The organism is Gordonia hirsuta DSM 44140 = NBRC 16056, assembly GCF_000333015.1.
Taxonomy (GTDB): Bacteria; Actinomycetota; Actinomycetes; order Mycobacteriales; family Mycobacteriaceae; genus Gordonia; species Gordonia hirsuta.
In genome coordinates, this window is record NZ_BANT01000045.1 from 19,957 (window position 1) to 43,946 (window position 23,990).

A 23,990-nucleotide genomic window follows, 5' to 3' on the forward strand; every position below is an offset into this window, starting at 1 on the left:
CCCGTGGACCGGGCGCCCCCTGGTCATAATCGGTGAATGAAGCGGTCGCGGCGACGGAATCTTCGGGCAGTATTCGCGGTGGCGGCGGTGATGCTGCTGGCCGGACCGCCGCTGGCGGCCGGACCCGCCGGGGCCGAGCCGTTCACCATGTGGCCGATCCCCAAAGAGATCCCCGAGGCCATCGATGGTGCGATCCCGCCGCCGCCGTTTCCGCGGCTGCAGAAGATCCCGCCGCGCGCACAGACCCCGGGCACGAGCCATCGGTTCCAGGAGTTGCGCGAGGCGGTCATGCCCGACCCGACGGGCGACCCGTTCTTCGACCGGTGGGCGCCGGATCTGGACCGGCGTGCACCCGGAGAGTTGCTGGCGATCCGGGACGTGACCTGGCCGGCGGGGCTTCTGGTGACCACCCCGATCTCCCGGGCCCGGCAGGTCAAGTTCGCCACCACCGACGCGGCCGGGAGGGCGTCGTTCGGCACCGCCACCATTCTGGAACCCCGGACCGGCTGGACCGGTTCGGGCCCGCGGCCGATCCTGGTGAACAATCTGCCGATCGATTCCCTCGGGGCGGCCTGCACACCGGGAATGACGCTGGCACACGGCATGAGCGTCGCCACCGGGGCCACCGATTTCATTCCGCCGACGACGCAGCTGGCACTGGCCCGCGGCTACACGGTGATCGTTCCGGACCATCAGGGACCGCGGCAGGCGTACGCCGAGCCGGTGACCGCCGGGCACATCGTGCTCGATTCGGTCCGGGCGGCCGCGCACCTGGACGCGAAGCGTTTCGGCAGCAGCCCGGTGGCGATGACCGGCTATTCCGGCGGCGCGATCGCCACCAACGGTGCGGCCAAACTTCTGGGCACCTATGCGCCGGAGCTGGAGCCACGCATGGTCGGGGCCGCACTGGGCGGGGTCCCGGCCGACTTCCGGCTGCTGGTCGGTTCGATGAACGCGAACCTGGCGACCGGACTCTTCCACGCGGCGACCTTCGGTATCGCCCGGGAGCGACCGGAGATCCTGACCCTGGCGAACAACCCGGCTCAGTGGCTGGCCACCTCGCCGCTGAAGAACGTCTGCATCGTTCCGGCCGCCATGGCCGGTCCGACCTTCCTGCCCATGCAGCTGCTCGCCAACGATCCGGACCCGTTCCACTCGCCGATCGCCGAGGAGATCTACCGGGCCACCAAGATGTCCGATAAGAAGGCGCAGGTCCCGTTGTACATCTACAACGGCGCTCAGGAGTTCTGGATCCCGGCGCTGGGCGCCCGCAACCTCTACCGCGAACAGTGCCGCCTCGGCGCGAACGCGGTGTACCGCGAACCTTTCGGTGAGCACGCCATCGCCATGCTCACCGGCTATCCGGAGGCCCTGTCGTGGCTGGATGCCCGGTTGCAGGGCAACCCGGCGGTCTCCGAGTGCCCGCGCTGATCGGACCGGTAGGTCAGTCCAGGTCCAGCCCCAGCAGAGCGTTCTCGAGTACCTCCGGCAGCGCCGGATGGATCCAGTACTGACCGCGGGCCATCTCCCGGACACCCAGGCCGAAACTCAGGGCCTGGATCGCCGGCTGAATGATCGACGCGGCCTGCTCACCCATGATGTGCACGCCCAGCAGCCGGCCGGTGGCCCGGTCGGCGATCACCTTGCAGAAGCCCTCGGTGTCCTCCATCGCCCAGCCGTAGGCGACGTCGCCGTACTCCTGCACCTTGACGGTCAGGTCGTAGCCGGCTTCGATCGCCTCGGCCTCGGTCAGCCCGACGGTGGCCACCTGCGGATGCGTGAAGACCGCTGCGGGCACCCACTGGTGCATGAACGAGTCCAGATCGGGAGAATCCCAGCCCTTGAGCAGGTTCTCCTGCACGGTCCGCTGTTCCTGGTTGGCCACATGTTTGAGCTGGTACGGGGAGGAGACATCGCCCAGCGCCCACACGCCGCGCGCCGGTGTGCGTCCGTGCGCGTCGGTGGGGACCCGGCCGTCGTCGGTCAGCGGCACTCCGATGGTGTCCAAACCCAGACGGTCCCCGTTGGGGGTGCGTCCGGTCGCGACCAGCAGTACGTCCACATCCAAGTGGTCACCGTCGCCGCAGTTGAGGCGGATGGTGCCGTCGGGCAGGGTGGTGGCACCGAGCATGCCCTCGTTGAGGCGGACCGTCCACTTCTGCTGGGCCGCGCGGGTGAAGCGGCTGCTGATCTCCGCGTCCATCTTGCGCAGCAGAGCCGGACCCCGGGCGATCATGGTGACGTCGGTGCCCAGGCTGGCGAAGACGTGGGCGAATTCGCTGGCGATGTAGCCGCTGCCCATGATCGCCATCCGGGCCGGTAGCTCCGGCAGCCGCATGACGTCGTCGTTGGTGTAGTAGCGCACGTTCGACTCGCGGATCGGCTGCGGGATCTCGGGGCGGGCCCCGGCGGCGATCACGACCTCGCGGGCGGCCACCACGTCACCGGCATCGGTGACGAGCCGATAACGCTCGACGCCGTCGACCTCGACCCGCCCGTCGAACCGCACATGACTGGAATACACGGTGATGTTGTCGCAGTCCTCGATCCGGTAGTGCTTTCCACCGGCGGAAATCGGGTCGATCCGGTCGAAGACCCGGCGAACCAGATCGGGCCAGTCCACCCCGTCCAGCGAGGCCCGCACCTGGTAGCGCCCGGCTTCTTCCACGGTATCGGCCACATCGGCGGCGTAGACGAACATCTTGGTCGGAATGCAGCCGACGTTCAGGCAGGTCCCGCCGTAGATACCCTCCTCGAAGATCGCCATCGTGATGTCGTCGAAGCGCTCGTCGGGCAGCGAGTTGCCGCTGCCCGAGCCGATGATGGCCAGGTCAACCAGTCTCATCGCAGTGCTCATCGGGCTGCCACCGCCGCCACGTCGAGCTCAGCGCGCAGCCACTGGTCGACGGCGGCGTAGGCCTCCGCGCGAGCCTGCGACTGCGAAAGAAAGACGTCGTGCCGCGCATCGCCGACGGCGACCGACATCACCCGCCGGGCGATGAAGGGTGACCACTTGGCGATGTGCTGCACATCCAGCACACAGTCGGCGGTGTCCACAGCGACGTCGTACTCGGCCCGGAAGCGGGACTTGTCCGACCGCAACGACAGCACCGGGACACCGACATCGATACCGCGGTGCAGCGCCAGCTGTCCCTGACGGATCGCGCTGAGCCAGCCGAAGGTCACCGGGAACCCGGTCAGCGGCTTGCGATCCAGGTCGTAGGACCATTCGCCGTTCGCGCTGATGTGCAGACTCTGGCCGTACGCCGAGGACAACTCCCGCGGAACCAGCGCCTTGGGGCGGACCGCCGCCACCGCCGACAGCAGCCGCGCGGTGGGTCCGGTGCGCAGGACGGTTTCGCCCTGCAAATCCAGCCACGGACTGTTGAGCAGCAGCCCGTCAGTGCGCGCGTGCCGTTGCGGATCGGTGCGGCGCAGCCGGTCCAGCCACAGCGAGGTGACCAGTCCGCCGGTGGAGTGACCGGCGACCAGGACGCGTGCGTTGCGCCCGGCCGGTGCGGTCTCGGCGGCGATCACGTCCAGCGCGGCGTTGAGCTCGTCGTCGTAGTACGCCAGATCGGAGATGTAGTGAGGAGTCTGCTGCCGGTGGAAGGAGCGTCCGCATTTGCGCAGGTCCAGCGCGTAGAAGGCGTAGTCGCGGTCGTGGAAGAACTGCGCGAGCTCATCCTGAAAGAAGTAGTCGGTGAAACCGTGTACGTAGAGCACAGCGCCCCGGGCGGCCGCTCCGCCGGCCGACCGGCGGATCAGGGTGGCACTGATCGGATCCTCACCGTCGGGATCGTCGCCCAGCGGCAGCGTCAGCACCTCGTAGCGGTCCAGGAAATGATCGGGGCGCCAGATGTGTTCCGGAACGGAATCCGGCGCGGTCAGGGAAGGCTCGGTGGGGGACTCAGTCGAACTCACGGGCATCAGCTTAGGCTGGTATGTCGTTCATCCCACATTTCCCAGCGCCGATGCGTAGGGGACGAGGCGGATGTACAACAATGATTCAAGGTGTGGTCTCGGCCAGCAGGGTGCCGGGCGGCGAGGAAATGAGCGGAACGTGGCACAGAGAGTGATCAAGACGGACGTGGCACTGATCGGTGCCGGCATCATGAGCGCCACTCTTGGAACGCTGCTGCGGCAACTGGAACCGAGCTGGTCGATCGCGCTGTTCGAGCGCCTGGATGCCGCCGCCGCCGAAAGTAGTGACCCGTGGAACAACGCGGGCACCGGCCACTCGGCGCTGTGTGAGCTCAACTACACCCCGGCCGGAGCCGACGGCTCGATCGACATCACCAAAGCGCTGAACATCAACGAACAGTTCCAGCAGTCGCGCCAGTTCTGGGCGTACGGCGTCGACAACGGTCTGCTCGGCGAGCCGGACGAGTTCATCAACCCCATCCCGCACGTGAGCTTCGCCCACGGGGCCGCCGGTGTCGAGTACCTGCGGAATCGGCAGGCCGCACTCGCCAAGAACACCCTGTTCGAAGGCATGGAGTTCATCGACGACGACGCCGAGTTCGCCCGCCGCCTGCCGCTCATGGCCGCGGGCCGCGACTGGAGCGATCCGGTGGCGCTGAACTGGTACACCGAGGGCACCGACGTCGACTTCGGTGCGCTGACCCAGCAGCTGCTGAACTACGTCGGTCGTGACGCCGATCTGTACTTCGGACACGAGGTCCGGAATCTGTCGCAGCAGTCCGACGACAGCTGGGTGGTCAAGGTCCGGAACCTGCGCACCGGCGAGGACATCCGCGTCGAGGCCAAGTTCGTCTTCATCGGTGCCGGCGGCGGCGCCCTGCATCTGCTCCAGAAGTCGGGGATTCCCGAGGCCAAAGGCTTCGGTGGCTTCCCGGTCAGCGGTGAGTTCTTCCGCTGCACCAACCCCGACGTGATCGCCGAGCACTCGGCCAAGGTTTACGGCCAGGCTGCCGTGGGTGCACCGCCGATGTCGGTGCCGCACCTGGACACCCGTGTCATCAACCACGAGAAGGGGCTGCTGTTCGGCCCGTACGCGGGCTGGTCGCCGAAGTTCCTCAAGACCGGCGGCGTCATGGATCTGCCGAAGACAGTGAAGCCCGGCAACCTGCTGCCGATGATGTCGATCGCTCCCAAGGAATTCGGCCTGCTCAAGTACCTGATCGGCGAACTGGCGGCGACCCCGGCCGACCGGGTCAAGACTCTGCAGGAGTTCGTCCCGCGTGCCACCGGTGGCGACTGGGAACTGATCACCGCAGGCCAGCGTGTGCAGGTGATCCGCAAGGACGGAATGGGCGGCAACCTCGAGTTCGGCACCGCCGTCGTCGCCGCGGGTGACGGTTCGATCGCCGGTCTGCTCGGGGCCTCGCCGGGCGCCTCGACCGCCGTCCCGGCGATGGTCTCGGTACTGCAGCAGTGCTTCAGCGACCGTTTCGACGCATGGACCCCGAAGCTGACCGAGATGGTCCCGTCGTTCGGCCAGAAGCTGAACGACAACCCGGCGCTGTTCCGCCAGCTGTGGGACTGGACCAACCGCAGCCTGGAGCTGACCGGCAACGGTGAGGCCGCCGGCCATGGTCGACATGCCGCGGTGGAGTCGGCCGAGTAGAACCGACGACACAAGTGACCGCACCTGTTGCGTATCCGTTCAGTGGGGTCGTCGGACAGGACCGGCTCAAGCTGGCCCTGATCCTGTCGACCATCTCTCCGGGCATCGGCGGCGTGCTGATCCGCGGAGAGAAGGGGACAGCCAAGTCCACCATCGTTCGCGGTCTGTCTCCACTGCTCGGGAGTGATTCCCGGGTGGTCGAGCTGCCGATCGGGGCCACCGAGGACCGGGTCATCGGATCCCTGGATCTGACCCGTGTCCTGCGGGACGGTCAGGCCCACTTCACGCCCGGACTGCTTGCCCAGGCCGACGGTGGTGTCCTCTACATCGACGAGGTCAATCTGCTCGCCGACCATCTGGTCGATGTGCTGCTCGACGCCGCTGCCAGCGGCCGGGTCACCATCGAACGCGACGGCGTCTCACATACCGAAGCCGCAGACTTCGTTCTGGTCGGCACCATGAATCCCGAGGAAGGGGAGCTGCGGCCGCAACTGCTCGACCGGTTCGGGCTGGTGGTCGATGTGGCCGGTGCGCGTGAGGTGAGCGAACGCGTGGCGATCGTGACCGCGCGGATGGCCTACGACGCCGATCCGGATGCTTTCGCCGCGTCGTTTGCCGGTGCGGAAGCCGAACTGGCGCAGCGAATCTCGTCGGCTCGCGCAGCGGTGGAAACAGTACTGATCCCGCCCGAGGAACTGCGGCGGATCGCTGGGATCTGTGCGGCTCTGGAGGTCGACGGACTCCGCGGTGACATCGTGGTCGCACGCACGGCGGCGGCGCACGCGGCCTGGCGGGGCAGCGATGCGGTGACGGAAGACGATGTGCGGGTTGCGGTCGAACTGGCATTGCCGCATCGCAGACGACGGAATCCGTTCGATTCACCGGAGATGACTTCCGATGAACTCGATGAAGCCCTCGAACAGGGTGAGCAGGCCGCCTCGGAGCCGCCCCCTTTTGAGCCGGAGCCGGAGTCGGACACCGATTCCGGCACCGACTCAGAGGCTGCGGCAGAAGCGGATCCACCCGCCGAATCCAGTACCGAACCCGATTCCGGTGAAGCGGAGCAGCCATCGGCTGGGGGAGAGACACCGTCGGGACCCCAGTTCGGGGCTCCGCCGGCCGGGACGACCCGGCGGCTGCGGACCTTTCGTGCTGAGGGAACCGGAGAAGGAACCGACGGCCGCCGGTCGTGGGCCCGCGGTACACGTGGCATGACCTCTCGGGCGATCGATTTCTCCGCGACCACGCCGGTTCACCTCTTCGGTACGGTGCTCGCCGCCGCCGGCCGCACCGACGGGCAGGGGCTGCCGTCGATCGTGGCCGACGACCTGCGCGGCGCCGAACGGATCGGAACAGAGTCGAACCTGGTGGTCTTCGTCGTGGATCTGTCGGGATCGATGACCGCCCGGGCCCGTCTCACTGCGGTTCGCAATGCCTGCGTGGATCTGCTTCGCGATTCGTATACGCGCCGGGACCGGGTGGCAGTCGTGGTCGCTGCCGGTAAAGATGCCTACGTCGCGGTACCGCCGACCCGCTCGGTGGACCTGGCGGTCGCCCGGCTGGCAGCGGTGCGCACCGGTGGACGCACGCCGCTCGCCGAGGGACTGAGGCGGGCACTGGAGGTCATCGAACGCGCGGTACGCACCGATCCGACACGACGACCCTTGCTGGTGGTGCTCACCGATGGACGGGCTACGGCGGGCAAGAACGCCACCGAGCGCGCCAAGGCTGTGGCCGGTGAGGTCGCGGGCCAGGGGGTTTCGTCGTTGGTGGTCGATTGTGAGCAGGGCATGATCCGGCTTGGACTTGCGGTAGAGCTGGCGGACCGGATGGGCGCCGAATACACGTCGATGGATCTTCTCGACACCGATGGACTGGCTGGAACGGTAAAAACCGCCGGCTGATGGTCGGGCATCACCGCCTCGCCCGTCCGGACCAGAACCTTCGCCTAGAACGGTGGTGGGTCGTCGTCGGTGGGTGGGGTGGGGTCGGTGTTGTTTTTGGTGAGTCGTTCGCGGCGGTTGGCGGCGCGTTCGGCGCGGCGGCGGGCGTGTTTGTTGGCGGTGCGGCTGCGGCCGGCGCGTTCGGGGCTGTGGCGCCAGGTGCCGTTGGGGGTGTGGCCGGTGTGGTGGGAGTGGTCGTCGGGGCCGTAGCGGTGGGCGCAGCGTAGTGCGGCCAGGCTGGGGAACAGCCACTGGTTGGGGGCGGTGGTCTGGGTGGTGATGCCGTACAGACTCATCGCGCTTTGGTAGCGGCCGTGTTCGTCGATCCAGAGTTCGTCGAGGAATCCGTCGAGGCTGGTTTTGATCAGGTGGTGGAACCGGCATTTGGGCAGCAGGTTGCATAAGCAGGTGGGTCCACCGGCTTGGGGGCAGATGTTGTCGTATTCGGCGACGTGGTCCAGGTCGCAGGAGAAGGCCGGGCGTTCACAGCCGGGGATCGAGCAGGTTCCCCACAGGAAACGGGCGATCAGGGCGGTGACGGTGGTGGGCCGGTAGCCGTCGGCGGGGCGGGCGGTGTGAGTCAGGACCCGTTCGGGTCGGCGGCAGGCGGCCACGGTCAGGAAATGGTCCAGATCGGCGATCCAGGCCTGTTGTTGCTTCTCGATCCGTTCCCAGTCGATCCCGATCTGGGATTCCTCCAGGTCACGGCACCATTGCCAGGTGCCGTCGGTCTCGGCCGTAGCGATCATCGCGGTCAACTCGGCGTCTCCGTCCCAGCGCCGCCACATCGCGGCCAGCCGGATCTGCTCGGGATCATCATCAGGCCCCAGATCGGTGAACAACGGACGTCGTTGTTCAGGGGGAACCCACCCCGGATCGGGCCCGTCATCGATCGCCCGCTGCTGAGCGGCAGCGAACTCCGGATCATCGGGCTCGCCGGGCCAATCAGCCCAACGCTGGGCCTCATCTGGGCCTTCCAGAGCATCGGGGGCCGGCGGGCCGGCAGGGCCTGCGGCATCACCGGGATCAGGCCCCCGCGGCCGACCAGAACCACCCGGACCGTCGGGCCCACCAGGACCGCCCGGACCGCCAGGGCCGCCAGGGCCGCCAGGCTCATCCGGACTGTCCGGACCGCCAGGCTCATCCGGACTGTCCGGTCCGTCTGGTCCGTCGGGGTCGTCTGGTCCGTCGGGCCCGTCGGGGTCGTCGAACTCGTCAGGGTCGTCAAACTCGTCTGGATCGTCGAACTCGTCGGGGTCGTCGAACTCGTCGGGGTCGTCGGGGTCGTCGAATTCGTCGGGGTCGTCGACGTCGATGGGGTCGGGTTCGCAGGTTTCGCACAGGTCGTTCAGATCGTGCCGGACGATGGTGGCGTCGGGGCGTTCGGCCAACTCACGGGAATGGTCGGCGGAGATGACACCGTATCCGTCGAGGTAACCGGGAACGTTCGCCCCGTCCAGAGCGGCCGAATCGACGATCACGTGCACCATCAACCGGGCCGCGACCGGATCGATCTGCGTCACCTCCACACCGGCGACACAATCCTGGCGGCCGCAGGCGCACCCGAATTTCTGCCCGGTGACCCGGGCGATGACCGCCGCCGACCGCTGCTCACCGGTACTACGCCCGTCATGGGCACATAACCGGCCGATCACCGCATCGACAGCTGCGACCGCCAACCGCACGTCCTCGGCCCGGGCCACCACCGTCAACTCAGCCAACCCGTCCCCCACACCCCGAGTCCGCACCCCCCGGCGCGCCAGCGCTGCCTGCCGGCGGCGCCGCGCCGAATCCGGATCAAGCCGCACCGCCACCTGAGTGGCCAGATTGGTGATGGCCCCCTCACTCAACACACCCCCGCCGCCGACGATCCCCAGGATCTGGGCGGCGATCTGTTCATCGACCAACGCCATCTTCCACGAATCACCGATCAACTCGGTGGCCACCACGATCCGATGGAACCGGCGCCGATCGATATGCCCCGAACGCAGCAATCCCGCCACCGACGGCAACCGATGCCGAGCCGCCAACGCATCCTCAGCCAGCATCCGGCCCTGATACTCGGTACCGGCCAGATACTGCTGCAAACACAACACCGCCCGCGCCGTCACATCCAGCACCTTCAAATCCGCACCGGCCAGCTTCTCCCGCGCTACCCGCCCGTATTCCCGGTCGATCACCGACAACGCCAACTGGAACAGTTTCCAATCCAGATAACACTGCCCGTTCTTAGCCGCATGAATCTGCCCGGCCACCTGCTCCTGAGACAACCCGGACACATCCTCAGCAGCCGGCCCCACCCCACCAGCAGACAGATCCGCCGACGACCACGCCGACGCCGCGAAACCCGCCACCAGTTCTCACCCCCAAACCAATACTAGAACTCTAGTTCGATTCCGTTATGACTAGAATACGCCCGCCCACACACACCAGGCAAGGGAAAATCGAAAGAACTTTCGACAATCTGATACCCGCAAGTAGGGTTCTGAACAGCATGAACGTGTTCGCGAGGGTGCCCGGAATGATCGAGTCGAACGTCTACCGGAAAGGCGACGGGGAATCGATAGCGAGTCGGAGGGACAAACCAGGTGAGGGCGCAGCGGTCCGGATCCTGACCATGATTCCCGGCACACTAGGCTGACGCCATGCCCAAAGGAGTTCCCGAGTCTGTCCCTGATGATGGTCTGACCACGCGCCAGCGGCGCAATCAACCGGTGCTGGCGGTGAATACCGGTCCTGGGAAAGGTAAGTCCACGGCAGCCTTCGGAATGGCGTTGCGGGGGTGGAATGCAGGCTTGAATGTCGCCGTCTTCCAGTTCGTCAAAAGCGCGAAGTGGAAGGTCGGTGAGGAGAACGCCCTGCTGGCGCTCGGCCGAGTCCATGAGCAGACCGGTGAAGGCGCCCCCGTGCAGTGGCACAAGATGGGGCAGGGATGGTCCTGGATCCGACGTAGTGAAGAAGCGGAACAGGACCATGCCGCAGCGGCCCGCGCAGGTTGGGCGGAGATCGCACGACGGATCGCGGCCGAAGAGCACGACTTCTATGTCCTCGACGAGTTCACCTATCCGCTGCATTGGGGCTGGATCGACGTCGATGAGGTCGTGGCCACGTTGCGTGAGCGGCCCGGCCGACAGCACGTCGTCATCACGGGGCGTTACGCGCCCGAGGCGCTGATCGAGGCGGCCGATCTGGTGACGGAGATGACCAAGATCAAGCACCCGATGGACGCTGGCCGTAAGGGCCAGAAGGGAATCGAGTGGTAGTACCGGCGGTCGTGATCGCTGCGCCGAGTTCGGGTAGCGGAAAGACGACGGTCGCCACCGGGTTGATGGGAGCGCTGGCTGCCGCCGGCCATCGGGTAGCCCCGTTCAAGGTGGGGCCCGACTACATCGATCCGGGCTATCACGCGCTCGCCACCGGCAGGCCGGGCCGCAACCTTGATCCCAATCTGGTCGGCGAACACCGGATCGCTCCGCTGTTCGCCGCCGGTTCGCGCGGGGCGGACATCGCCGTCGTCGAAGGGGTGATGGGCCTGTTCGACGGTCGGATCACCGGTGAATCCGATGCGCTGGGGCTGGGATCGACCGCGCATGTGGCCACGCTGATCGGAGCCCCGGTGATCCTGGTCGTCGACGCCTCCGGGCATTCGCAGTCGCTAGCTGCGTTGCTGCAGGGTCTTGCCGGCTATTCACCACAGGTGCGGATGGCCGGGGTGATCCTGAACCGGGTCGGCTCCGACAGGCACGAACAGGTCCTGCGGCAGGCATGTGCACACGCCGGTCTCCCGGTCTTGGGGGCCTTGCGTCGTGATCCGGCGATGACGGTGCCATCGCGGCATCTCGGGCTGATCCCGGCGGCCGAACGCCAGACCGATGCGATCGATACGGTCGCTGCGATGGCTGCGAAGGTCGGTGCGGCTCTTGACCTTCCGGCGCTGGTAGCCGCGGCTGGCACGGCCGCCGGGCGCAACGTCGTTCCGTGGTCCGCCGAAGACGAGATCGGTGAGACGGCAACCGGGGTGCGGCCGCAGATCGCGGTCGCCCGCGGCCCGGCGTTCACCTTCTCGTATGCCGAACACAGCGAGTTGCTGGTGGCGGCGGGCGCCGAGGTGGTGGGTTTCGATCCGCTCACCGAATCGCTCCCTGCCGCTACCGCGGGGCTGGTGATCGGCGGCGGATTCCCCGAGGCACACAGCGAGGCCCTCGGTGCGAACGAGGCGCTGCGCACCGCGGTCACCGCCCATGTCGCTGCCGGGCGGCCGGTCCATGCCGAGTGCGCCGGACTGCTCTACCTGCAGCGCAGCCTCGATTCGGTTCCGATGGCCGCGGCGCTGCCCGGGCGCGCAGAGTTCACCCCGAAGTTGACGCTGGGCTACCGCGACGGGGTGGCCCTGGCAGAGTCGGTCCTGTTCGCCGCCGGCGAACGCGTCACCGGTCACGAATTCCACCGCAGCGTCGTGCACTGGGACCAACCGCCCGCGCCGGCATGGGGATGGCGGGGCGCCGACGGTGTGCCGACCGTCGACGGGGCTGTCGGCGGCGGTGTCCACGCTTCCTACTTGCATCTGCATCCGGCGGGATACCCTGCAGCCATCGCCCGCTTCGTGCGGGCGGCAGCGGCGACAGATCGGCCAGGGGAGTAGACGTGGACGATGAGACGCACGATGAGCTGCGCGATGAGAACGGCGCCGGCTATGCGGACCTGACCGCGCAGCGGATGGCCCAAGGCGGCGCACCTGCATCCCCCGCGTCTGCCGCACTCAGCGCAGCCTTGGATGCGCTGACCTCGGCCAACACCGAACCGCGGGTGCTGCGCGATCTGCTCGAGGCGGTCCTGATGGTCGGGCAGGGGCTGGACCTGAACGAGTCGCTCCAGCGCATCACCGAGGTCGCCGCTTCGGTGCTGGATGCCCAGTACTGTGCGTTGGGTGTCCGCGGGCCGCACCGCGGGCTGCAGGCCTTCGTCTATACCGGGATTCCGCGGGAGGTGCGCGCCAAGATGGGCCGTCTGCCGGTGGGACGCGGCGTGCTGGGAGAACTGCTCGACCATCCCGAGGTTCTGCGGATCGAGCATCTGGGCGAGCATCCGGCATCGGTCGGCTTCCCCCCGCACCACCCGCCGATGGACACCTTTCTGGGCGCACCCATCATCGTGCGCGGCGAACTCTTCGGCTCCATCTACCTCACCGAGAAGCAGCCTGCCGGCGGAGCCGAACCGGCAGAGGGTGCACCGGTACCGATGTTCACCCAGCAGGACGAACAGATCGTCTCGGTCTTGGCCGTCGCGGCAGGCATCGCCGTGGAGAATGCACGGCTGTATGAGCGTCAGCGCGTCCGGCACCGCTGGATGGAGATCCTGGCCCACCGGGGCTCCGAGCCGATGGCCGGAGTGGCCCTGTCGGACACACTCAACGGACTGTGCGCCGATGTGGCGGCCCTGACCGGTGCAGTGGACGTCTTCATCGTCACCTCCGATGCCGATGACCCGCACCTGCACGGGCACACCGGCGAGCCGGTCGACGCCAGCGAGATCGCCTGGCCGGGACTGTCCTTCAGCGTGAGCGAGGTCGACGCGGCCGGCGCGGAGTGGATGCGCGGGGGTGCGCGCTGGAAGACCGCCCAGCCGATGCAGCGCACGCCGGGAGATTTCGGTGCGATCGTCCTGACCCACCGCAAGCGCCCGTCCTGGGAGCCCGAGGAGATGGCCGGACTGGCCGGCGTGGCCCGTGTCGCCTCGCTGGCCGTGGCCTACGCCGAGCAACAACAGCTCGCGCGCGATCTGGAGATGTTGGAGGATCGCCATCGCATTGCTCGTGACCTGCACGATCACGTGATTCAACGGATCTTCGCGGTCGGCATGTCACTGCAGACCATGCAGGCGGCCCCGCAGGAGTTCGACCGCCGGGTGGCACAGGTGATCGACGACTTGGATGCGACGATCGCTCAGATCCGCACCTCGATCTTCGATCTGCAGTCGGCGGCGATCGCCGATGCCGCGGTCACACTGCGACGCAAGGTGCTCGACATCGTCGCCGAACTGGCTCGGCACGCGCCGATCGTTCCGAGCGTGACCTTCTCCGGACCGGTCGACACACTGGTGCCGCATGCGCTGGCCACACATATCGAAGCGGTCCTGCGCGAAGGTCTATCCAATGCCCTGCGGCACTCCGGTGCCACTCGCATCGGGGTGCGTATCGCCGCCGGGGACGTCCTGACCGTCGAGGTCACCGACGACGGGATCGGTATCTCACCGCATGTGAACTACCGCGGACTGGACAATCTAACCCGACGGGCCGACGAGTGCGACGGTGTCTTCACCGTCGACACCACGCCGGGAGAGGGCACCCGGCTGATCTGGCAGGTCCCGCTCCCGGACTTCCCTGGATAACCGTCTCTGGGCACCCTGCTGCAGTCGGTGCGTGACCGGCGAGTGGGACGGTCAACCCACAATCGTACGGCCGGTGACCTGGTCGGCCGGAAGGATGATCACCTGGCGGTCGTGCGCGGTCAGGATGTGGACGAAACCGGGTGCGGTCTCGAGCACATAGCCATCGATGATGCCGTGGTCGCTGGTCGTGGTGATCTCTTCGTGGTCCATCCACGGCACATCGTCGATCACGGCCAGGCAGAGCACACCGATCACGGCGATCAGCGCGATCTGCTCGGTGGCGACGGTGGCCAGGCGGCGCAGGCGCGATGTTCGGGCGAACAGTTTGACCGTGACGACGAGCGCACCGACGCCAACTGCCCCCACCAAGGTCCACGGATTGCGGTAGGTGACGGTCATCGCGAAGGCGATCACCCCCATGGCGACGGCGAACAGCAGTCCCACGACCGCGGCAGCGCCCAGTTCGATGTCCAGGCGCCGGAAGGAGGCCTGCGTCTGGTCGTCCTGCTGGTCGTCCTGCTGGTCGGAGACCGCCGGGCCGGCGCCGGTGCCCACCGGTCTCAGCGCTGTCGTTCGCGGAGTTTGGTCGCCATCACCGCAACCTGGGTACGACGCTGCATATCCAGCTTCGCCAGGATGTGTGAGACGTAGTTCTTGATCGTCTTCTCGGCCAGGAACATCCGTTCGGCGATCTGCCGATTGGTCAATCCTTCGCCGATCAGATGGAAGACCTCGCGCTCCTGACCGGTCAGCTCGGCCAGCGGGTCTTCCTTCTCTTTCTTGTCGTTACGCAGGCGGGCCAGCAGTGCCGCGGTACTGCGGTCGTCGAGCAGAGAGCCGCCCTGCCCGATGGTGCGGACCGCAGCGATCAGGTTCTGGCCGAGGATCTGCTTGAGGACGAAACCGGAGGCGCCGGCCAAGACGGCGGCGACGAGAGCATCGTCGTCGGCGTAACTGGTGAGCATCAGGCAGCGCAGATTCGCATCCCGCGAACGGACCTCGCGGCACAGCTCCACCCCGTTCCCGTCGGGCAGCCGCACATCGAGCACCGCAACGTCCGGGCGGGTGGCGGCGATCCCGGTGACGGCCTCTTTCACGGTGGCGGCCTCACCGACGATCTGCAGGTCACCGGCGGTGCCCAGGAGATCACGCAGGCCGCGTCGCACCAACTCGTGGTCGTCGACCAGGAACACTCGGATCGGTTTACCGGGAGTCGGTGCGGGCGGATTAGGCATGCCTAAAAGGTACCTGAAGGACCCGGCCGAGTCCCGACCGGAGACCCGGTGAGTTGGGGACCTTAGGCACTCTATTCACAGCCGCCCCACGACGATCATGAGAGCCATGACCACTCTCATCGGAAAGAAAATGAGCGGCTCGGACCTGTTGCGTGAGCTGCTGCCCGTCTGCGAGACCGAAGTCGAGCGGCACATGAAGATGACCCGGGACTGGCATCCCCACGACTACGTCCCCTGGGACGAAGGCCGCAACTTCAAGATGCTCGGCGGCATCGACTGGGATCCTGAGCAGTCACAGCTGTCGGAGACGGCCAAAGCCGCGATGATCACCAATCTGCTCACCGAGGACAATCTGCCCTCCTACCACCGCGTCATCGCCGACAATTTCAGTCTCGACGACGCCTGGGGATTCTGGGTCGGCCGCTGGACCGCCGAGGAGATGCGGCATTCGACCGTGATGCGCGACTACCTGGTGGTGACCCGCGGGGTGGATCCGGTCGAACTCGAAGAGACCAGGATGGCTCATATGACCTCCGGTTTCAACCCGCTGCCCGACGACGACGGGCAGCGCGACCACAGCTTCGACATGCTCTTCGCGGTCAGCTACGTCAGCTTCCAGGAGCTGGCCACCCGGGTCAGCCACCGCAACACCGGCAAGGCCTGCGGCGACCCGATCGCCGATCGCATGCTGCAGCGGGTGGCCGCCGACGAGAACCTGCACATGCTCTTCTACCGCAATATCGTCGACGGCGCCCTGGACCTGGTGCCCGACGAGGCGATGGCGGCGATCTACGGCATCGTGTCGAACTTCCAGATGCCCGGGGCCACCATGCCCAACTTCCGGCGCAATGCGGTGCTCATCGCCAAAGGCGGAATCTACGACCTCCCGCAGCACATGGAAGAGGTGGTGCTGCCGGTGCTGCGCAAGTGGCGGATCTTCGAGCGTGACGACTTCGGTCCGCTCGGCCAGATGTACCGGGAGAAGCTCGCCGACTTCCTGGAGCAGATGGACATCAAGGTGCGCAAGTTCGAAGAATCCCGCGCTCGGGCACTGGCCAGGGAGCGGGCCAAAGACGCCTGATGCGGCCTCGGTAGGCTCGTGCCTCATGGGCGAAGGACACTATCTGGCTGGGCTGGATCTGCGGGGACGCAAGGTTGTCGTGGTCGGTGGCGGCAGTGTCGCCCAGCGGCGGCTGCCGAATCTGATCGGCGCCGGTGCGCAGGTACACGTGATCGCCGTCGACCCACGGCCGACGGTCGAATCCGAGCCGGCGGTCACCGTGGATGTCCGCGAGTACACCGACGGTGACCTCGAAGGTGCCTGGTATGCGCTGGCCTGCACCGACGATCCGGAGGTGAATGCGGCCGTCGTCGCCGAAGCCACCGCGCGACGCATCTTCTGCGTGCGTGCCGACGACGCCCGCGAGGGGACCGCGGTGACCCCGGCCTCCGGGCGGCACGACAGTCTCCAGTTCGGGGTGCTCGCCGGCGGAGATCACCGCCGCAGCGCCGCGGTGCGTGCAGCCATCTCTGCGGCCCTGGCCGACGGGACCTCGCTGCAGGTCGACGCGACCGCCCCGCACGCGCCGGGCGTCGCCCTGGTCGGCGGTGGACCGGGCGATCCGGACCTGATCACCGTCCGCGGGCGGCGCCTGCTGGCGCGCGCGGACGTCGTCGTCGCCGATCGGCTTGCCCCCGGCGCGCTGCTCGACGAGCTCGGGCCGCAGGTGGAGGTGATCGACGCGGCCAAGGTGCCTTACGGCCGTGCCATGCGCCAGGAGAAGATCAACGAGATCCTGGTCGACCGGGCCCGGGAGGGCAGATTCGTCGTCCGGCTCAAGGGTGGCGACCCGTACGTGTACGGCCGCGGATTCGAGGAACTGCAGGCCTGCGTCGAAGCAGGGGTACCGGTGACCGTGGTGCCGGGGATCACCTCGCCGATCTCCGCACCGGAGCTGGCAGGGATTCCGGTCACTCACCGCGGGGTGACCCACGAGGTGGTCATCGTTTCCGGGCACGTGGCCCCCGGTCACCCGGATTCGCTGACCGACTGGGCTGCGCTGGCCCGGCTGCGCGGCACGCTGGTGCTGATGATGGGTGTCCAGCGACTGGGCGCGTTCGCCGAGGCGCTGCTGGCCGGTGGGAAGTCTCCCGACACTCCGGTCGCGATGATCGAGAACGCCTCGCGGCCCGATCAGCGGCTCATCCGCGCCGATCTGGGCGGGGCCGCGGCGGCCGCGCAGGCGCAGGACCTGAAGCCGCCGGCGATCGTCGTGATCGGCGCGGTGGCCGGATTCACCGATGCCGACCGGGTGGTCGGCTTCGCCGGAGGACAGATCTGATGCGCGCAGGATGGTGGGTCGGTGGGGCCTGCGGCCTGATCCTGCTGATCTCGGCGATCGGCGCCTGGTGGTTCCCGCCACTGCTGACCGCCGTGCTGGTCGGCGTCGCCGTCGTGGTGATGTCGGTCTGGCAATGGCAGCGTCGCCGTCGCGGTATCGCCCCGGTCTCGGAGAACAGCTGGGTGACCGTGGGTGTGCCGACCCTGTTCGGCGGTCTGGCGGTGATCACGCTCAACGGCTGGATCATGCAGGTCTCACGCAAGGCGACCGGCGGCGAATCCGGCGTCACCGCGATGCTGGTCGGTTTCGTCACCGGAGTGATCTTCATGGCGTCGGCCTACGGGTACGGGCGGCTGCGGGCGCAGCGGGTTCAGGTGTCCGAGCAGCAGTACGGTGGCCGCCGGGTCCGGGACACCGGCGACGAGCACGATGCCGAGGACGAGCTGGATCCCAACGAGTGGCTGCGCAACTTCAACCGCGACGAACTCTAGCTCCGGCCCGGCCGTCCACCGGGTTCATGCTGCCGGGTTCATTCGGTGACGACGACGATCTCGGTCGGGGAAGCGATCTCCACCCGATGTCCGGCGTCGGCCAGCACCGCGGCGAGCTTGTCGATGTCGCGGACCTGCGCGCGCGTCTGTACCAGGGTGCGCGCGATCAAACCCTTGTAATGCTTGTTGAAGTGGCTCACCACTTTCCGGGTGCCGTCCGGGGCCTCGGTCACCACCGTCGCGGTCACCGAGTCTCGCACGGGCCCCAGATTCAGATAGGCGCCCGAGCGCAGGTCGAGCACGAAGTCGTCGATCCGATCCAGCGCCGGGGCCAGCACCGGTTTCCACACCGAGGCCAGCGTGCCGAAACCGGGCAGTCTGGATCCGCCGGACAGCCGGTAGGCGGGAATCGGGTCGGCGGCCCCGACGACCCCGAACAGCGCCGAGCCGATCATCAGGCGCTCGGCGGCCTTGTCCTTGGCCGCCCGCGTCATCCCCGGGTAGTCCAGGGCGTCGTAGAGGACCCCGGTATACCGGGTGATCGCCGGCGTGGTCGGTGCATCGAACAGGTCGGCATTGCGTTCGACTTCGGCCAACTGCGTCTTACTCAGACCCAGGGCACGCTGGGAGGCGTCCAGATCCGCCGCCAGCCCCACGATGGCTTCGGCCAGGCGCCGTCGTACCGGATTCAGCTCGGGAAGCCGTAACCGGTCCAGGTCCAGGGGCGCACCGGAACCACCGTCGGATTTCGTTTCGGAAGGGGGAAGGATCACCAGCACCCGACCACCGTAGCGAGCACGTGCCGTGGCTACACTGCCCGGTGTGATCACGCGTATGTCGACCCTGTTCCTGCGTACCCTGCGCGACGACCCCGCCGACGCCGAGGTGCCCAGCCACAAGCTCCTGGTGCGGGCCGGCTACATCCGCCGCACCGCACCGGGTGTCTACTCGTGGCTGCCGCTGGGGCTGCGGGTGTTCCGCAAGATCGAGGACATCGTGCGCGAGGAGATGAATGCGCTCGGTGCCCAGGAGATCCTGCTGCCGGCGCTGCTGCCGCGCGAACCGTACGAGACCTCCGGCCGCTGGACCGAATACGGCGACAACGTGTTCCGGCTGCAGGACCGTAAGGGCAACGACATGATGCTAGGGCCCACCCACGAGGAACTGTTCACCCAGCTGGTCAAGGGCGAGTACAGCTCGTACAAGGATCTGCCGGTGATCCTGTACCAGATCCAGACCAAATACCGCGACGAGGAGCGTCCGCGTGCGGGTCTGCTGCGCGGACGCGAATTCGTCATGAAGGACTCGTACTCGTTCGACACCACCGATGCGGGTCTGGACCACTCCTACGATCTGCACCGGGCGGCCTACCAGCGCATTTTCGACCGGCTGGGGGTGCAGTACGTGATCGTCGCCGCGACCTCCGGGGCGATGGGCGGCAGTGCTTCCGAAGAATTCCTCGCCGAGTGCGAGGTCGGCGAGGACACCTTTGTCCGCTGCGTCGAATCCGGGTACGCGGCGAACGTAGAGGCCGTGATCACCCCGGTGCCCGCCGAACTGCCGTACGACGATGCGCCGGCGCCGGTGGTCCATGAGACCGGCCAGACCCCGACCATCGACACCCTGGTCGCCTGGGCCAACCAGGCGCTAGACGGCCGCAGTGTCGAGGCCGCCGACACCCTGAAGAACGTGCTGGTCAAGATCCGCAAACCCGGCGAGGACTGGGTGATCACCGGAATCGGTATCCCCGGCGATCGGGAAGTGGACTTCAAGCGGCTGGAGGCCTCGGTGGAACCGGCCGAGGTGGAACTGCTCACCGACGACGACTTCGCCGCCAACCCGGCCCTGGTCCGCGGCTACATCGGACCCAAGGGTGTGCAGGCCGCCGGCGGCACCTACCTGGTCGATCCGCGGGTGGTGACCGGCACCCGGTGGATCACCGGCGCCGACGAGGCCGGAAAGCACGTGGTCGACCTGGTGGCCGGACGCGACTTCACCCCCGACGGGGTCATCGAGGCCGCGCAGGTGCGTGCCGGAGATCCCTCACCCGATGGGCAGGGTGTGCTCGAAACCGCGCGCGGCATCGAGATCGGCCACATCTTCCAGCTGGGGCGCAAGTACGCCGATGCCTTCGAGCTGGACGTGCTGGGGGAGAACGGTAAGCCGGTGCGCGTGACCATGGGTTCCTACGGTCTGGGCGTGTCCCGGATGGTCGCGGTGATCGCCGAACAGCGCCACGACGACAAGGGCCTGGTCTGGCCCCGCGAGGTGGCGCCCTTCGATGTGCATCTGGTGATCGCCAATAAAGACCAGGCCGCCGTCGCCGGGGCCCAGCAGTTGGCCGAGGAGTTGGATGCGGCCGGGCTGCAGGTGCTCTTCGACGATCGCAAGGCCTCACCCGGGGTCAAGTTCAAGGATGCCGAGCTGCTGGGCATGCCGACGGTGGTCGTGGTGGGACGCGGCTGGGCCGAGGGCACCGTGGAGGTCCGGGACCGCGCCACCGGCGAGGCCACCGCAGTGCCGATCGACGGCGCGATCGAGGCGATCATCGCGGCGGTGCGCGGCTAGTCCGGATCTCCGGGGAAGGCCACCGTCACCGGGGACTGTCCCAGTGCGGCCCGCCAGTGTGAGGCGCGCACGGCGCAGCCGGTGAGGCCGTCGACGGCCCGTCGGCGCAGTGCGGCGGTGTCGACGCGTTCGGCCATCGCCCGGTAGGCGCGCGCGCACTCCTGTTCGGCTGCCAGCAGCACGGTGGCCGCCGACTCCGGATCGGTCACCTCGACCGGCAGGGTGTATCCGGCAGCGGCCTGCGGCAGCGTCCCGCCGGCGGCGGTCAGATCGACGCCGAGCTGATCGCGCTCGATGCGGTGGGCGGCCACGTATTCGCCGACGGTGCGACGCTGGCCGGTTCCGGCGAAGGCGGTCGTCACACCGTAGGTGAAGATCGCCGCGTTCTCCGCGTCGATCGCCTCGGTCAGTGCCGCAACCGTGTCGCTCATGCCAGCTGAACCTCTCGAAGGGCTGTACAGGATGCGCTGATCGATGCCAGCAGACCGGCCCGGAAGCCGTCGGCTGCCGCGGCCGCGTCGGCGCTGTTCCGGGCGGCCTGATCCAGCCCGTCCCGGAGCGCATCGAGGGTGACCGGAAGCGGGGCGACGGTCTGGTCGACGTCGGCGGCGGTCGGGGCGTTGAGGCGGTTGATCTCGTCGATCAGCGCCTGGGCGTGTGCGCCCCGCTCGGCGGCCACCCGGCCCAGCGCCTGGGTGTATGCGGTCTCGCGTACCGCCAGCTGCTGTGCCTGCCGTTGCTGCCGGCGGGCGAGGCGTGCGGGCTCGACCAGGGCCTGGGCGGCCAGCGTGCGTTCGGAGGGGCCGGGAGCGCAGGCGAGGGCGGCCGCACCGGTCGCCAGACCCACGCTCAGGCCGGCCGCACCGCGAAGGACGGTGCGCCGGTTCGGGGCTGCATGGGGGGTCACTCGGCCGATTCTGCCAGGAGCGCCGATGGCCTAGGATGGAAGGCCGACGTGTGTCGGCGCGACAGCGAGGAGGAGAGCGGCGATGACCCAGCAGGACCAGCAGACCGCCGACGGCTTTTCCGCGCAGATCGCTGCCGCGGCCGACCAGGTTCTTCTGCGAACCGGTTACGACCTGGAGGACATCCGCGTGGATGGACCGGCTGGACGCCGCCGGTTGCAGATCATCGTCGACCGCGACGGCGGGGCGAGCCTGGACGAGGTCGCCGACCTCAGCCGCGAGTTGTCGACGGCGCTGGATGCCGCTGATGTCTTCGGTGACGAGGCCTACGACCTGGAGGTCAGCACTCCGGGTATCGGGCGTCCGCTGACCCTGCCGCGTCACTGGCGCCGGGCCCGCGGACGCAAGGTCACCGTGCGAACTGCCGCCGAGACCGTCGCCGGCCGGGTGGCAGATACCGATGCGCGTACGGTCACTCTGCTCAGCAACGACAAGGGGCGGATGAGCACCCGGGACATCGCCCTGTCCGATATCGATCACGCCGTGATCGAGGTCGACTTCACCCGACCCGGCGAGGCCGAACTGCGTGCCTGCGGCCTCGACGACGCCGAGATCTCCCTGCGGCGCACACCCGCCCGATAAGTCCCGTCCAGGTCCACTGAGTCTCCGCCCGGGAGTTGTTGGCCCGGTCAGACAATTCAATCCGACAAACGAATAGGAGTCACCCATGCACATCGACATGACCGCGCTGCGGCTGATCGAGTCCGAGAAGGATATTCCGGCCGAGACCGTGGTCACCGCGATCGAGACCGCGCTGCTGACCGCCTACCGGCACACCGACGGGTTCGCCCCGCATGCGCGCATCGACATCGACCGCAAGTCCGGCCAGGTGCGGGTGATGGCACAGGAGCGCGACGCAGACGGCGAGGTGGTGCACGAGTGGGACGACACCCCCGAGGGTTTCGGCCGTATCGCCGCCACCACCGCGCGCCAGGTGATCCTGCAGCGGCTCCGCGACGCCGAGAACGAGAAGCAGTTCGGCGAACTGATGGCCCACGAGGGTGAGATCGTCAGCGGCATCGTCCAGGCCGATGCGCGCGCCAACGCCAAGGGCATGATCGTCGTCGAACTGGGTACCGAAGGCAATACGGCCGAAGGGATCATCCCGCCCGGTGAGCAGGTCCCCGGCGACAGCCTCAAGCACGGCGACCGGGTCAAGTGCTACGTGGTCGGCGTTCAGCGCGGGATGCGCGGACCGCAGATCACCCTGTCGCGGACCCACCCGAATCTGGTGCGCAAACTGTTCGCCCTGGAGGTGCCCGAGATCGTCGACGGCGAAGTGGAGATCGTCTCGGTGGCCCGGGAAGCCGGCCACCGGTCCAAGATCGCCGTGCACACCGGTGTCGCCGGACTCAACGCCAAGGGTGCCTGCATCGGTCCGATGGGGCAGCGGGTGCGCAATGTGATGAGTGAACTGGGCGGCGAGAAGATCGACATCATCGACTATTCGACCGACCCGGCCGAATTCGTCGGCAATGCGCTGTCGCCAGCCAAGGTGATCTCGGTGGAGGTGATCGACGCCGAGGCCAAGGCCGCGCGGGTGATCGTTCCCGATTATCAGCTCTCGCTCGCGATCGGCAAGGAGGGGCAGAACGCCCGCCTGGCGGCCCGGCTCACCGGCTGGCGGATCGACATCCGTTCGGATGCCGAGACGGGCGCGGACCAGGACGCACCGGGCGAGAGCGACGCTGGTGCCCAGAGTGCTGCCGATGGGTTAGACTGATCGGTGGTTCTTCCAGAGTCGACACCTCCGATCCGTCTGTGCCTGGGCTGCCGTCAACGCAGTCCGCGGTCCCAGCTGGTCCGGGTGGTGGCCGATTCACTGGAAGGTGGTTCCCGAGAGGGGGCCACCACGCTGGTGATCGACCACCGGAAGAGCTTGCCGGGACGTGGTGCCTGGCTGCATCCGTCGCAGTCCTGTGTGGCAGCGGCGGTGCGGCGGCAGTCATTCGGACCGGCACTCCGGGTGCGCGGATTGACCGTGGACCCGAACGACCTCGCCGAGATTTTCGGTGAGGGCGGCCAAGAGGGCTCCGCAGCGAGTCAGACAGGTGAGTAGAAGACATGAGCACACCGTGAAGTCGCCACGATGAGCACGTACGTCAGTTAAACCGAGGTCGCAGCGGGAGCCCCGCTCGACCTCCAAGTGAGGAGAGCAGTGGCAGGCAAGGCCCGCGTCCACGAATTGGCCAAGGAATTCGGCGTCACCAGCAAGGAAGTGCTGGAACGACTGAAGCAGCAGGGCGAATTCGTCAAATCCGCGTCGTCGACCGTCGAGGCCCCGGTGGCCCGTCGACTTCGCGAAGCTTTCAAGTCCGCCGACGGCGGCGATGACAAGCCCGCCGGTGACAAGCCGGCGGCACCCGGCAAGAAGGCGGCACCGAAGAAGGCCGCAACCGCGGCCACCCCCGGCTCGGCCGCAGCGGCCAAGCCTGCGGCGCCCGGCCCCAAGCCAGGCGCAGCCAAGCC

At 67.8% G+C, this 23,990-nt stretch carries 22 protein-coding genes; 14 read left to right on the forward strand and 8 right to left on the reverse strand.

Going from position 1 to position 23,990, the window contains the following annotated elements; genetic code table 11:
* Positions 1–36 precede the first annotated feature (36 nt).
* On the forward strand, positions 37–1,431 hold the full coding sequence (locus GOHSU_RS14180) for a lipase family protein (protein WP_024332627.1): 1,395 nt from the start codon (positions 37–39) through the stop codon (positions 1,429–1,431).
* A 13-nt stretch (positions 1,432–1,444) separates the two neighbouring features.
* Here the strand turns inward: GOHSU_RS14180 and mtr are convergent, their stop codons facing one another.
* Positions 1,445–2,857, reverse strand: coding sequence for a mycothione reductase (gene mtr / locus GOHSU_RS14185; protein WP_005943205.1), 1,413 nt, complete (start codon positions 2,855–2,857; stop codon positions 1,445–1,447).
* On the reverse strand, positions 2,854–3,930 hold the full coding sequence (locus GOHSU_RS14190; RefSeq protein WP_005943208.1) for an alpha/beta hydrolase: 1,077 nt from the start codon (positions 3,928–3,930) through the stop codon (positions 2,854–2,856). Before GOHSU_RS14190 ends, mtr begins: the two co-directional genes overlap by 4 nt.
* 133 nt (positions 3,931–4,063) lie before the next feature.
* Between GOHSU_RS14190 and mqo the strand changes: the two genes are divergently transcribed.
* Together mqo and GOHSU_RS14200 are read left to right on the forward strand one after the other, a co-directional pair.
* Positions 4,064–5,590 (forward strand): malate dehydrogenase (quinone), encoded by a 1,527-nt coding sequence (gene mqo / locus GOHSU_RS14195; RefSeq protein ID WP_005943211.1) that lies wholly within the window; start codon positions 4,064–4,066, stop codon positions 5,588–5,590.
* A gap of 14 nt (positions 5,591–5,604) precedes the next feature.
* Entirely contained in the window at positions 5,605–7,494 is a 1,890-nt protein-coding gene (locus GOHSU_RS14200) for an AAA family ATPase (RefSeq protein WP_005943214.1), read from the forward strand.
* A gap of 44 nt (positions 7,495–7,538) precedes the next feature.
* Here GOHSU_RS14200 and GOHSU_RS16370 read toward each other — a convergent pair whose 3' ends face one another.
* A complete protein-coding gene (locus tag GOHSU_RS16370; protein WP_155821292.1) occupies positions 7,539–9,803 on the reverse strand; it encodes an HNH endonuclease signature motif containing protein in 2,265 nt (754 codons plus the stop codon).
* 375 nt (positions 9,804–10,178) lie between these two features.
* Between GOHSU_RS16370 and cobO the strand changes: the two genes are divergently transcribed.
* The 3 genes from cobO to GOHSU_RS14225 all read left to right on the forward strand — a co-directional run bounded on the left by cobO (position 10,179) and on the right by GOHSU_RS14225 (position 13,920).
* Positions 10,179–10,796 carry a cob(I)yrinic acid a,c-diamide adenosyltransferase gene (cobO, locus tag GOHSU_RS14215; protein ID WP_005943221.1) on the forward strand — a complete coding sequence of 206 codons (618 nt, stop codon included), beginning with the start codon at positions 10,179–10,181 and terminating at the stop codon, positions 10,794–10,796.
* Positions 10,790–12,175 (forward strand): cobyrinic acid a,c-diamide synthase CobB, encoded by a 1,386-nt coding sequence (locus tag GOHSU_RS14220; RefSeq protein ID WP_005943223.1) that lies wholly within the window; start codon positions 10,790–10,792, stop codon positions 12,173–12,175. Before cobO ends, GOHSU_RS14220 begins: the two co-directional genes overlap by 7 nt.
* Positions 12,176–12,249: 74 nt before the next feature.
* On the forward strand, positions 12,250–13,920 hold the full coding sequence (locus GOHSU_RS14225; RefSeq protein WP_051139483.1) for a GAF domain-containing sensor histidine kinase: 1,671 nt from the start codon (positions 12,250–12,252) through the stop codon (positions 13,918–13,920).
* 51 nt (positions 13,921–13,971) lie between these two features.
* Here GOHSU_RS14225 and GOHSU_RS14230 read toward each other — a convergent pair whose 3' ends face one another.
* Positions 13,972–14,475 carry a hypothetical protein gene (locus GOHSU_RS14230; RefSeq protein ID WP_005943228.1) on the reverse strand — a complete coding sequence of 168 codons (504 nt, stop codon included), beginning with the start codon at positions 14,473–14,475 and terminating at the stop codon, positions 13,972–13,974.
* Between the two features lie 5 nt (positions 14,476–14,480).
* Positions 14,481–15,155, reverse strand: a complete 675-nt coding sequence (locus tag GOHSU_RS14235) for a response regulator (protein WP_005943231.1) — start codon at positions 15,153–15,155, stop codon at positions 14,481–14,483.
* 106 nt (positions 15,156–15,261) lie between these two features.
* On the opposite strand from GOHSU_RS14235, the gene GOHSU_RS14240 reads away from it, so the two are divergent.
* The 3 genes from GOHSU_RS14240 to GOHSU_RS14250 are packed head-to-tail and all read left to right on the forward strand — an operon-like array spanning position 15,262 to position 17,988.
* Positions 15,262–16,236 carry an acyl-ACP desaturase gene (locus GOHSU_RS14240; RefSeq protein ID WP_024332628.1) on the forward strand — a complete coding sequence of 325 codons (975 nt, stop codon included), beginning with the start codon at positions 15,262–15,264 and terminating at the stop codon, positions 16,234–16,236.
* Positions 16,237–16,261: 25 nt separating this feature from the next.
* Positions 16,262–17,497 carry a uroporphyrinogen-III C-methyltransferase gene (gene cobA / locus GOHSU_RS14245; RefSeq protein ID WP_005943236.1) on the forward strand — a complete coding sequence of 412 codons (1,236 nt, stop codon included), beginning with the start codon at positions 16,262–16,264 and terminating at the stop codon, positions 17,495–17,497.
* Positions 17,497–17,988, forward strand: a complete 492-nt coding sequence (locus GOHSU_RS14250; RefSeq protein WP_005943239.1) for a hypothetical protein — start codon at positions 17,497–17,499, stop codon at positions 17,986–17,988. The genes cobA and GOHSU_RS14250 overlap by 1 nt, the downstream gene beginning before the upstream one ends.
* Positions 17,989–18,026: 38 nt before the next feature.
* Here the strand turns inward: GOHSU_RS14250 and yaaA are convergent, their stop codons facing one another.
* Positions 18,027–18,767 (reverse strand): peroxide stress protein YaaA, encoded by a 741-nt coding sequence (yaaA, locus tag GOHSU_RS14255; RefSeq protein WP_005943242.1) that lies wholly within the window; start codon positions 18,765–18,767, stop codon positions 18,027–18,029.
* A gap of 55 nt (positions 18,768–18,822) precedes the next feature.
* On the opposite strand from yaaA, the gene GOHSU_RS14260 reads away from it, so the two are divergent.
* Positions 18,823–20,556, forward strand: coding sequence for a proline--tRNA ligase (locus GOHSU_RS14260; RefSeq protein ID WP_029759843.1), 1,734 nt, complete (start codon positions 18,823–18,825; stop codon positions 20,554–20,556).
* On the opposite strand, the gene GOHSU_RS14265 is transcribed toward GOHSU_RS14260, so the two are convergent.
* Together GOHSU_RS14265 and GOHSU_RS14270 are read right to left on the reverse strand one after the other, a co-directional pair.
* A complete protein-coding gene (locus tag GOHSU_RS14265) occupies positions 20,553–20,987 on the reverse strand; it encodes a ferritin-like domain-containing protein (RefSeq protein WP_005943246.1) in 435 nt (144 codons plus the stop codon). The genes GOHSU_RS14260 and GOHSU_RS14265 overlap by 4 nt on opposite strands.
* Positions 20,984–21,463 carry a hypothetical protein gene (locus GOHSU_RS14270; RefSeq protein ID WP_005943249.1) on the reverse strand — a complete coding sequence of 160 codons (480 nt, stop codon included), beginning with the start codon at positions 21,461–21,463 and terminating at the stop codon, positions 20,984–20,986. The genes GOHSU_RS14265 and GOHSU_RS14270 overlap by 4 nt, the downstream gene beginning before the upstream one ends.
* An 82-nt stretch (positions 21,464–21,545) precedes the next feature.
* On the opposite strand from GOHSU_RS14270, the gene rimP reads away from it, so the two are divergent.
* From rimP to GOHSU_RS17295, 4 genes are all read left to right on the forward strand, one after another.
* The gene (rimP, locus tag GOHSU_RS14275; protein WP_005943252.1) at positions 21,546–22,103 is read left to right on the forward strand and encodes a ribosome maturation factor RimP; all 558 of its coding nucleotides are present in this window, start codon (positions 21,546–21,548) and stop codon (positions 22,101–22,103) included.
* A gap of 85 nt (positions 22,104–22,188) precedes the next feature.
* On the forward strand, positions 22,189–23,244 hold the full coding sequence (gene nusA / locus GOHSU_RS14280) for a transcription termination factor NusA (RefSeq protein WP_005943255.1): 1,056 nt from the start codon (positions 22,189–22,191) through the stop codon (positions 23,242–23,244).
* Positions 23,245–23,331: 87 nt separating this feature from the next.
* Positions 23,332–23,580, forward strand: coding sequence for a YlxR family protein (locus GOHSU_RS14285; RefSeq protein ID WP_428829737.1), 249 nt, complete (start codon positions 23,332–23,334; stop codon positions 23,578–23,580).
* A gap of 99 nt (positions 23,581–23,679) precedes the next feature.
* Positions 23,680–23,990, forward strand: a 311-nt coding sequence (locus GOHSU_RS17295; RefSeq protein ID WP_005943259.1) for a translation initiation factor IF-2 N-terminal domain-containing protein, incomplete at its 3' end; no start/stop codon positions are given.